This is a genomic window from Micromonospora sp. ATA51 (assembly GCF_016802855.1).
Taxonomy (GTDB): domain Bacteria; phylum Actinomycetota; class Actinomycetes; order Mycobacteriales; family Micromonosporaceae; genus Micromonospora; species Micromonospora sicca.
Genome location: NZ_JAEVHJ010000267.1, coordinates 1 through 9,608, shown reverse-complemented (window position 1 = coordinate 9,608; position 9,608 = coordinate 1). Strand labels below are relative to the sequence as shown.

The window sequence follows — 9,608 nt, the reverse complement described above, 5'->3', positions numbered from 1 at the left end:
GGGACGTCACTTTCCGTGAAGATCTCCACCAAGCCCGGACCGGCACCGGACCCGCCGTCCTCGCGACCCTGCGTAACACCTCGATCGGCTACCACCGCACCAACGGCGAGGCCAACATCGCCCGCGCCACCCGACGCGCGAACCGCCGCCCCCACGACCTCATCACCGCCGTGACCAGCAGCATCCCGACAACGCAATGACCCTGACCTGGTGCGCTGGATCCGCAAGAAGTACAAACGACTGCGGCCGTTCAGGAAGGCCCAACAGTGCTGGCAGCGCATCACCCGCCAGTACCCGAGGCTCTTCGCCCACTGGGCATGGACACCGCGTTTCTGGTGATCAGGATGACAAGAGCCGTGTAACGGGAGACTGTTACGCACGGTTCTGTGGGAGCCCGGGGGTGAAATCCCGCCGGGCGACCCGACCTTAGGCGCTGCCGCTCCACGGGGCGGGCGCCAGCACCCAGATCAGTTCGGCGCTGCGGGTCTGGCTGGTGTTGATCCACGTGTGCGGCTCGTTGCCGGCGAAGGTCAAGGCGTCTCCGGCCGCGAGTCTCTGGCGTCGATCGGTGAAGATGACGTCGACCGCGCCCTTGAGCACGTAAACCACCTCGAGCTGGCAGTTGATCGTGTAGAACTCCGTACCACCGGTGCCGCCCGGCTCGGCGACCGTATGAATGAGCTGGAGCCTGGGCTCTCGTCGTGGGGTCATGAGTCGTTCGCTGACCCCGGTACCGCCGAGATTGATCGCGGGCGCTGTTTCCCGGCGCACCAGGGTGGCATCAGAGGCGGTGAAGAGCGAGCCGACGTCGAGGCTCATCACTTCGCAGAGCGTGATCAGCGACGCCACGCTGGGCGACGTCTCGTCCCGCTCCACGCGGCTGAGGAAGCCCTTGGTCAGACCGGCGGCCGCGGCGAGCTGGTCGAGCGTGAACCCGTGTGCCTTGCGAGCGGCGCGCAGCTTCGCGCCGATGCGGACCTCGTTGTTTGTCGGTGACACCGGCAGCGGTCGCATGCGGGTAATTCCTCCACAACTTCTGACCAGGAGATGGCCATTCTCGGCCCGATCCCTTGACATCACATGATGTCGCCCCCGATGCTCCTTAGCAACCTTTGTTGTCTCCTATGAAACCCCCAACGTTGGAGATCATCATGCGGCTTCGTCATCTCGTACTCGCCGGCGCTCTCGCCACCGTGACTGCCGTCTCCGGTTGCGCGCCCCGGACGCGGCCGGCCCCGCCTCCGCTCCAACGAACGGCGCCGGGGCGTCATCCGCCACGGCTACGACGCTGACCAAGGACGACGCGATCGCCGCGATGCTTCCGGACGTGATCAAGTCCGCCGGAAAGGTGCGCGTCGCGTCGGGGGTGAGCTTCCCGCCTATGGAGTTCTTCGACACCGACAACAAGACCGTCATCGGCTTCGACGCCGACTTGGGCGCGGCTCTCGGTCAGGTGCTCGGGGTGAAGTTCGACTTCCAGAACACGAACTTCGACGGCATCATCGGCGGCCTCAACGCCGGCCGCTACGACCTGGCCCTCACCAGCATGATCGACAAGAAGGCGCGCCAGGAGACCGTGGACTTCGTCGACTACCTCAATTCCGGCGTCACCTTCATGGTCGCCAAGGGCAACCCCAAGGGGCTCAAGGACAAGCTCGACCTGTGTGGCAGGACGGCTGCGGTCGAGAAGAGCTCGACCGGCGACCTGTCCGTCGACGACATCACCAAGGAATGCACTGCCGCAGGCAAGCCCGCGGTAAACAAGCAGCCCTTCCCCGACCAGGCCAGCGCCGTCCAGGCGCTGCAGTCTGGCCGCGCCGACGCCGTGGTCGCTCTGGACCTGACGCTCGCCTACAACGTCAAGACCTCGCCCGAGGCGTTCCAGGTGGACGCGAAGCCCTTCGGCACGCTGCCGGTCGGCATCCCCGTGCCGAAGAACAACCCCAAGCTGCGCGACGCCGCGCAGGCCGCGCTCAAGAAGGTGATCGACTCGGGAACCTACGATGCGCTCCTGGCCAAGTGGAACCTCCAGGACCAGACACTCAAGGGCGCGCCGATCAACACCGGGCAGTGACCGGCGATGACCAGCGAGACCATCACCCCGACCGGGGCGGGCCACGCGGACGAGCCCATCGTCCGGCTGCGGCACCCCGGTCGGTGGGTCGCGGCCGCGATTCTCGCCGTCCTCGCCGCGATGTTCGTCCACTTCGTCACGACCTCGCCCAAGCTCCGCCTCGAACTGGTGGTCGGCTACCTGTTCGAGAGGTCGATCCTGCGCGGTCTGCTGTTGACCCTTGAGCTGACCATCGTCGCGATGCTCGTCGGCGTTGTCCTCGGTACGGCGCTCGCGATCATGCGCCTGTCCCACAACCCGTTGCTGCGCGCGGTGAGCGCCGGGTACGTCTGGCTGTTCCGAGGCACGCCGATCCTCGTACAACTGCTCTTCTGGTTCTTCCTCGGGACCGTCCTCCCGCAGATCAGCATCGGCATCCCCTTCGGGCCCTCGTTCGCCAGCGTCCCCACCAACACGTTGATCACGCAGTTCACCGCCGCGATTCTCGGGCTCGGCCTGAACGAGGCGGCGTACATGGCCGAGATCGTCCGGGCCGGAATCGGTTCCGTGGACCGTGGGCAGACCGAGGCGGCTCACGCCCTGGGAATGAGCCCCTGGGTCACCTACCGTCGGGTGGTGCTGCCCCAGGCCGGCCGGCTGATCGTCCCACCGACCGCGAACGAGACGATCTCGATGCTCAAGCTGACCTCGCTCGTCCTGGTCATCGGGCTTCCCGAGCTGATGACGACCGCTCAGCTGATCTACGGTCGCAACTTCCAGCAGATCCCGCTGCTCATCGTCGCGAGCATCTGGTACCTCGTGCTTACCACCGTGCTCACCTTCGTGCAGACGCGAATCGAGCGGCGGATGAGCCGGGGCACGGGGGCCTTCGCCCGCAAACGCATCCGACTGGCGATCGGAGGCCGCTGATGACCGCCATGGTCGAGGCACGCAGGGTGCGCAAGTCCTACGGCGACAACGAAGTGCTCAAGGGCATCGACCTGTCGGTCGCCGCCGGCGAGGTCGTATCGCTGCTCGGGCCGTCCGGATCGGGCAAGAGCACCTTCCTACGCTGCATCAACCACCTCGAGTCCATCGACGGTGGTGAGATCAGCGTCAACGGCCAGCTTGTGGGCTACCGGCGGCACGGCGGGAAGAAGTATGAGCTGCGACCGCGCGAGGTGGCGGCGGCCCGGCGGGATGTGGGCATGGTGTTTCAGCGGTTCAACCTCTTCCCGCATCGCACGGCGCTGGAAAACGTCATGGAAGCCCCCATCTACGTCAAGGGTGAGAGCCGGGAGGGCGCCCGGTCGTACGCCCTCGAACTGCTCGACCGGGTTGGCCTGGCCGAGCGCGCCGCCGCTTACCCCGGTGAGCTTTCCGGGGGTCAACAGCAGCGGGTGGCCATTGCCCGCGCCCTGGCGATGAAACCGCGGCTGATGCTCTTCGACGAGCCGACGTCGGCGCTCGATCCCGAACTCGTTGGCGAGGTGCTCGACGTGATGAAGAACCTCGCCGCCGACGGGATGACCATGATCGTCGTCACCCACGAGATCGGGTTCGCCAGGGAGGTCTGCGATCGGGCGATCTTCATGGACGACGGCGTCATCGTCGAACAAGGCAGCCCCGGTGAGGTTTTCGGCAATCCCCAACACCGCCGCACCCAGGCGTTTCTCTCGAAAGTGCTGTGAACAGATGACTTTCACCCAACATCGCGGACCGGTCGACGCCACCGTCACCCCCCGGTACGGCGGCCCGGCCACGTTCGCGCGGCTGCCCAGGATGGATGAGGTGGACCGGGCGGATGTCGCGATCGTCGGCGTCCCTTTCGACTCCGGTGTCAGCTACCGACCCGGCGCGCGGTTCGGACCCGGGCATGTGCGCGCCGCATCTAAGCTGCTACGCGACTACAACCCGGTCCAGGACATCGAACCGTTCGCCGTACAACAGGTCGCGGACGCCGGCGATATCGGCTGCAACCCCTTCGACATCGCAGAGGCGATCCGCCAGATCGACGAGGGTGCGAGGGCGATCGTCGGCACCGGCGCCAAGCTGATGACCATCGGCGGCGACCACACCATCGCCCTGCCGCTGCTGCGGGTCATGCACGAGCTGCACGGGCCGGTGGCGGTCGTGCATTTCGACGCCCACCTGGACACCTGGGACACCTACTTCGGTGCGCCGGTCACCCACGGCACACCGTTCAGGCGCGCCAGCGAAGAGGGCCTCATCGACCGGACGGGCAGCATGCACGTCGGCATCCGCGGTCCGCTCTACTCCCGCAAGGACCTCACCGACGACGGCGTGCTCGGCTTTCAGGTCATCGGCTCGCACGACATGGACGACCTCGGCTGGCGCGGTGCGGTCGACCGCATCAAGGCCCGCGTTGGGTACCGGCCGACCTACGTCTCGCTCGACATTGACGTCCTCGACCCGGCCTTCGCCCCCGGCACCGGCACGCCCGAGGCCGGTGGCCTGACCAGCCGCGAACTGCTCAACATCCTGCGCGCCCTCGGCGAGCTCAACCTCGTCGGCGCCGACGTCGTTGAGGTGGCTCCGGCGTACGACCACGCGGAGATCACCGGTATCGCGGCCGCGCACGCGGCGTACGAGTTGATCAGCGCGATGGCCGCCGGCCAGCGGGGCACCCGTGCGTGAAGAGGTGACCGGCGGCGCGGCCGTCATCGATTCGCTGGTCGCGCACGGCGTTAGCGACGTGTTCGGCATCCCCGGCACCCACAACCTTGAGCTCTACCGTTACCTGCCGGCCTCCGGCATCCGGCACGTGGTCACCCGGCACGAACAGGGCGCCGGCTACGCCGCAGACGGTTACGCCAGGGTCAGCGGCCGCCCGGGAGTGTTCATCACCACCTCGGGTCCCGGCATCACCAACGCCATCACCGCGCTGGCGACGTCGTACGCCGACTCGGTGCCGACCCTGGCCGTCTCACCCGGACCGCCCCGAGGCAGGGTGGGCGCCGACGTCGGCTGGCTGCACGAGGTCAAGAATCAGCAGGCCGCGCTCGATGCGGTGTGCGGGCGCAGCATCCGCGTCGAGCACGTCGACGAGATCCCGGAGGTCGTCGCGACGATCTTCGAGCGGTTCGCCACCGGTCGTCCGCGCCCGATCCACCTCGAGGTGCCGGTCGACGTGCTCGAGGGCGAGTGGACCCGCCGGCCTGCCCCGGTGCGCAGCGTGCCGGGCCCGGTGCGGCCCGGTCCCGCCGCGATCGAGGCCATCGCCGTCGCGATCGCCGCTGCGACCCGCCCCGTCGTCCTCGCCGGTGGCGGCGCACGCCGCGCAGCTGGCGAAATTCGCGCCATGGCGGAGTACGGCATCCCAGTCCTCACCACGGTCAACGGCAAGGGCGTACTCGACGAGAGGCACCCGGCGGCGCTCGGTGCCGCCGTACGGCTGGAGGCCGCCCGGGACGTGGCGGACGAGGCCGACGTGCTGCTCATCGTCGGCAGTGAGGTCGGTGACGCGGACCTCTGGGGTGGGAGGCTGAGGCCGGGCGTCGCCGGGGAGCGGATGGTCATCCGGATCGACCTCGACCCGGCCCAGATGCACAAGAACGTCCAAGCCGATCTGGCCATCGTCGGCGACGCCTCCGTGGTCCTCGGCGACGTGTTGGAGGTATTGCGGGACAAGGGGTTCGCACCACGACCGGTCGAGCCGCCGCAGGCCCACCGGGACGCGATCGCGGCGGAGGCGGACCACGACGCAGGACCGTGGAAGCCGATCCAGCGGGCGCTCGCCGCTGCCCTACCCGCCGATACGGTGGTGGCAGGGGACAGCTCGCAGGTCACCTACTACGGCACCGTGCACCACTGGCCGTTCACGCCCGCCAACAGGTTGCTCTACCCGACCGGCTACGCAACTCTCGGATACGGACTGCCAGCGGCGATCGGGGCAAAGCTCGCAGCCCCTGCCCGCCCGGTCATCGGCCTTTTCGGTGACGGCGCGGCGATGTTCAGCATCCAGGAACTCATCACCGCGACCGAGCAGCGGCTGGCCCTACCGATCGTGATCGTCGACAACGGCGGCTACGCCGAGATCCGGGAGCAGATGGTCGAGCGCGGCATCACTCCCCAGGCGGTCGACCTGTACCGGCCCGACATCCCCGCCCTGGCGCGGGCGATCGGCGCCCACGGTGTCGTCGCCACCACCGCCGACGAGATCGCTTGGATGGCCTCGCAGGCACTCACCGCCGACCGCCCCACCGTCATCCACTACCAGGTCGGGTAGGACGCCCGTGGGCGATGTCCAGGCCGTGCTCGCACAACTCGCGGCCGAACTCAGACCAGGGGCCGTCCTGACCGATCCGGACGTGTTGCGCACGTACTCGACGGACGCGGCCAGCTTCTGTCCCGCCGGCACGGCGGCGGGAATGGTGCGGGTCCGCTCCACCGCCGAGGTGTCCACCGTCCTGCGCCTGGCCTCGCAGCACCGCGTCCCGGTCGTGCCGCAGGGAGCGCGCACCGGACTGGCCGGTGGCGCGAACGCCGTTGACGGTTGCCTGCTGCTCAGCCTCGAACGGATGAACCAGATCCTGGCGATCGACTCAGGCGAGCAGATCGCCGTGGTGCAGCCCGGCATCGTCAACGCGACGCTCTCGGCTGCGGTCGCCGAAAGGGGCCTCTACTACCCGCCGGATCCGGCGTCATGGGAGAGCTCGACGATCGGCGGCAACGTCGCAACCAACGCCGGCGGGCTGTGCTGCGTGAAGTACGGCGTGACCGGTGACTGGGTACGCGCTCTGGAAGTCGTCCTCGCGGACGGCTCGGTGCTGCGCACCGGCCGGGCGACCGCGAAGGGAGTGGCCGGGTACGACCTCACCCACCTGTTCGTCGGCTCCGAGGGGACGCTCGGAGTGGTCACCGAGGTGACGCTGAGCCTTAGGCCGAAGGCGAACACGCCGTTGACCGCGGCCGCGATATTCACCGACGTCGGAGCGGCATGCATCGCGGTCAACGACTACTTGAGCAGTGGCGTACGGCCATCGCTGCTCGAGTTGATGGACGGACCGACCATCAAGGTCGTCTCGGCGTACCGGGAGCTTGGGCTCCCGCCGGAGACCGAGGCGGTCCTCATCGCCCAGTCCGACGACGAGCATCGGGCCGCCGCAGACCTCGATGCGTTCGCCGAGGTTTGCCGGCGGCTGGGTGCGGGCGAGGTCGTCGTAGCGGAGGATCCCGCCGAGGGAGAGCTTCTGATTGAGGCGCGCCGGCTGGTCGGGCCCGCGCACGAAGCGGTCGGCGCCGACCTCGTCGATGATGTCTGTGTCCCACGTGCCAGGCTTGCCGATCTGTTGCGCGGGGTAGCGCGAATCGGCCAGAAGCACGGCGTCCTGGTTACCTGCGCCGGCCACGCTGGCGACGGCAACATGCACCCCGCAGTCGTCTTCGATCCCGCCGACGAAGACATGGCGGCTCGGGCGCTGGAGGCGTTCGGCGCGATCATGCGGCTCGGTCTCGACCTCGGCGGAACCATCACCGGGGAACACGGCGTCGGACTGCTCAAACGCTCGTGGCTCGAGGCGGAGCTGGGGGAGGTGGCGCTCACGGCTCACCGGTCCATCAAGCACGCGCTCGACCCGCTCAACATCCTCAACCCCGGCAAAGTCCTGAGCATGGGCGAGGGTCTGAGTCGAAAATGAGCACCACTGGACCGGGGTGATGACCGGTGGTAGCAGGGCAACGAGAACCTCACACGGCTGGATCAACGTCGGACCGGCAGCTGCAAGATGGTTTACGACACATTCGGGCCCGGTGACGTGGCCGATGTACGCAACACCCTCGGCCGATGGCGCTCACTGACGGGGTGGGTGACTAGACCGTACCGTGGGTCCGCGTCGTGGGCGTCGTGTGATGCGCAGGTCGAAAGCCAAGGCCGGGTGATGTGCCCCGTGACGATCATTTCGGGTGCCGGTGAGATCTTCAACCGCGTCCGAAGTGTGACCTCAACCCGGCGGCCGACCCTGCGGGGCCTCGGCAGCTCAGCCGTCGCTGCGTTTGATCGGCGTGCATCTCCTGATCTGCCATCTGGTGGCGCTCGTCTCGCGGGCTGGTACCCCGATCTCGCTGGCAACGCCCTGACCAGGGGTTCCTGCTCGGTGACCTCTTCGGCGGGCCAGAAGAGGTCACCAAACAGCTAGAGTTGTGTGAGCCTCAACGTCTTGCCGATCGTCATCGGCGGCGGGGCAATGGTTCGTGTTTTGGACACATTATTTCCACACGAAGCGTGATGGTTCTTCGTGTGTTGCGTGATCCCCGTCCCGTTGGGACGGGGATTCTTGCTGTGGCTGCGAGGAAGCTCCCCGCAGGGGAGCGGGTGGATCGCGGTCTCGGATTCGATGGTCCAGGTGTGGTGATCACACACGATGATCATGTTGTTGGTGCGCAGGTAGGAGGCGAGCTTCTCCGGGTCGGGGCTGCGCAGCGCGGGATGGTGACGGTGCAGTCCGCGGTCGTGGCGGATGTGGTCCAGCAGATGGTCTTCCCGAATGTAGAGGATCTTCGGTCGGGGCGAGGCCGTGCTGCTCGTGTAGCCGTGGCGGCAGCGGTAACCGGGACGGCCATGGACCCAGTGCGAGTCCATGATCCGGCCGCAGACGCCGCAGTACACGAGGCCGGCCAGAAGGTAGCGGCGAGGAGCGCCATCGGTGGGGGTGGGCGCGGTGTGGATGGCCTGGGCCGCGACGAACTGCTCCTCGGTGACCAGTGGTTGGTGGGCGATCTGGTGCGAGATAACCCACTGCGGGGCGACGTTCCACCGCTGAACCTCATGATGCCGCGTGATGGTGCCGTCGAGGTCGATGCCGTCGTGGTCGGTGCGTTGCCGGTTCCACACCTGCCGGCCGGTGTAGCGGGGGGTTGCCCAGGATCGCCGCCACGGTGGTCAGCATCCAGCGCTGGCCGCTGCGGTGCCGGTTACGTGCCGGGTCCGCGCCGGACGGGCATGGCAGGCCGTTGTCGTTGAGGGCGCGGGCGATGCTGGCCACGCTGCGACCGGCGAGCCGCCGTTCGAAGATCCACCTCACGTGGGGTGCGGTGGCCGGGTCGGGTTCCAGGCGCTGCAGGCGTCGTCCCCAGGCAGCGTGGGCCCGGTTGGGGTGGGGGCCGGCGTCAACCAGCCGGTAGCCGTAGGGAGGTCGGCCGCCGAGATGTCGACCCTGCATCTCGGCTTGGGCGGACATGGCTGCGGTCGTGCGATGCCGCGCTCGGGACACCTCCCGCCGCGAGGGTCAACAGCTCGGCGTCTGACAGCTTCGGTGGCCGACCGGCCCTGCGGGCCTGCCCCAGCAGTCGTCGATCTTCACGTACAGTGCGGTGAGAAGGGTGTTGAGGTCTGTCGTCACAAACGGATCATCAACACCCTTCGCTGCGTTCGCAGCCCCGCACCGACTTAGGAATTACTCGTCTAGTGTTCCGAGTCGTTGGTTAGTTGATTAAGTCTTGTGCAGTAGTTGGCGAGGCTGTCCAGGATCTCGTCGGCGGTCTTGGTCCAGACGAAGGGCTTCGGGTCGGCGTTCCACGCCTCGATCCAGGTGTT

General features: G+C 67.7%; 10 protein-coding genes and 1 pseudogene. 7 read left to right on the top strand and 4 right to left on the bottom strand.

The genetic code is table 11. The features are described from left to right. Positions 1–200 (top strand): hypothetical protein (locus JNW87_RS29260; protein WP_238454764.1); only part of this gene is annotated, 200 nt, incomplete at its 5' end. A 226-nt stretch (positions 201–426) separates the two neighbouring features. On the opposite strand, the gene JNW87_RS29255 is transcribed toward JNW87_RS29260, so the two are convergent. Then, positions 427–1,014, bottom strand: a complete 588-nt coding sequence (locus JNW87_RS29255) for a helix-turn-helix domain-containing protein (RefSeq protein WP_238454763.1) — start codon at positions 1,012–1,014, stop codon at positions 427–429. A 196-nt stretch (positions 1,015–1,210) separates the two neighbouring features. Between JNW87_RS29255 and JNW87_RS29250 the strand changes: the two genes are divergently transcribed. The 6 genes from JNW87_RS29250 (at position 1,211) to JNW87_RS29225 (ending at position 7,713) form a co-directional block, all read left to right on the top strand. Continuing rightward, a complete protein-coding gene (locus JNW87_RS29250) occupies positions 1,211–2,074 on the top strand; it encodes a transporter substrate-binding domain-containing protein (protein WP_238454762.1) in 864 nt (287 codons plus the stop codon). Positions 2,075–2,080: 6 nt separating this feature from the next. Next, the gene (locus JNW87_RS29245; RefSeq protein WP_238454761.1) at positions 2,081–2,983 is read left to right on the top strand and encodes an amino acid ABC transporter permease; all 903 of its coding nucleotides are present in this window, start codon (positions 2,081–2,083) and stop codon (positions 2,981–2,983) included. Next, complete coding sequence (locus JNW87_RS29240) at positions 2,983–3,744, top strand: amino acid ABC transporter ATP-binding protein (RefSeq protein WP_305070471.1); 762 nt, start codon at positions 2,983–2,985, stop codon at positions 3,742–3,744. The genes JNW87_RS29245 and JNW87_RS29240 overlap by 1 nt, the downstream gene beginning before the upstream one ends. Before the next feature lie 4 nt (positions 3,745–3,748). Further along, on the top strand, positions 3,749–4,711 hold the full coding sequence (speB, locus tag JNW87_RS29235; protein WP_238454760.1) for an agmatinase: 963 nt from the start codon (positions 3,749–3,751) through the stop codon (positions 4,709–4,711). Then, the gene (locus JNW87_RS40920) at positions 4,704–6,302 is read left to right on the top strand and encodes a thiamine pyrophosphate-binding protein (protein WP_238454759.1); all 1,599 of its coding nucleotides are present in this window, start codon (positions 4,704–4,706) and stop codon (positions 6,300–6,302) included. The genes speB and JNW87_RS40920 overlap by 8 nt, the downstream gene beginning before the upstream one ends. Positions 6,303–6,444: 142 nt before the next feature. Further along, positions 6,445–7,713, top strand: coding sequence for an FAD-binding oxidoreductase (locus JNW87_RS29225; RefSeq protein ID WP_238454758.1), 1,269 nt, complete (start codon positions 6,445–6,447; stop codon positions 7,711–7,713). A 494-nt stretch (positions 7,714–8,207) separates the two neighbouring features. On the opposite strand, the gene JNW87_RS40915 is transcribed toward JNW87_RS29225, so the two are convergent. The 3 genes and pseudogenes from JNW87_RS40915 to JNW87_RS29210 form a co-directional block, all read right to left on the bottom strand. Next, on the bottom strand, positions 8,208–8,906 hold the full coding sequence (locus JNW87_RS40915; RefSeq protein WP_309234110.1) for a zinc ribbon domain-containing protein: 699 nt from the start codon (positions 8,904–8,906) through the stop codon (positions 8,208–8,210). Continuing rightward, positions 8,839–9,234, bottom strand: coding sequence for a recombinase family protein (locus JNW87_RS29215; RefSeq protein WP_255544484.1), 396 nt, complete (start codon positions 9,232–9,234; stop codon positions 8,839–8,841). The genes JNW87_RS40915 and JNW87_RS29215 overlap by 68 nt, the downstream gene beginning before the upstream one ends. A 242-nt stretch (positions 9,235–9,476) precedes the next feature. Beyond that, a pseudogene (locus JNW87_RS29210) lies at positions 9,477–9,608 on the bottom strand (IS630 family transposase); the annotation flags it as partial.

Bases quoted from the DNA above. Each gene is read 5' to 3' on its own strand.
- JNW87_RS29255 (WP_238454763.1), bottom strand. From the start codon at position 1,014: ATGCGACCGCTGCCGGTGTCACCGACAAACAACGAGGTCCGCATCGGC.
- JNW87_RS29245 (WP_238454761.1), top strand. From the start codon at position 2,081: ATGACCAGCGAGACCATCACCCCGACCGGGGCGGGCCACGCGGACGAG.
- JNW87_RS29240 (WP_305070471.1), top strand. From the start codon at position 2,983: ATGACCGCCATGGTCGAGGCACGCAGGGTGCGCAAGTCCTACGGCGAC.
- speB (WP_238454760.1), top strand. From the start codon at position 3,749: ATGACTTTCACCCAACATCGCGGACCGGTCGACGCCACCGTCACCCCC.
- JNW87_RS29225 (WP_238454758.1), top strand. From the start codon at position 6,445: ATGGTGCGGGTCCGCTCCACCGCCGAGGTGTCCACCGTCCTGCGCCTG.
- JNW87_RS29215 (WP_255544484.1), bottom strand. From the start codon at position 9,234: ATGCAGGGTCGACATCTCGGCGGCCGACCTCCCTACGGCTACCGGCTG.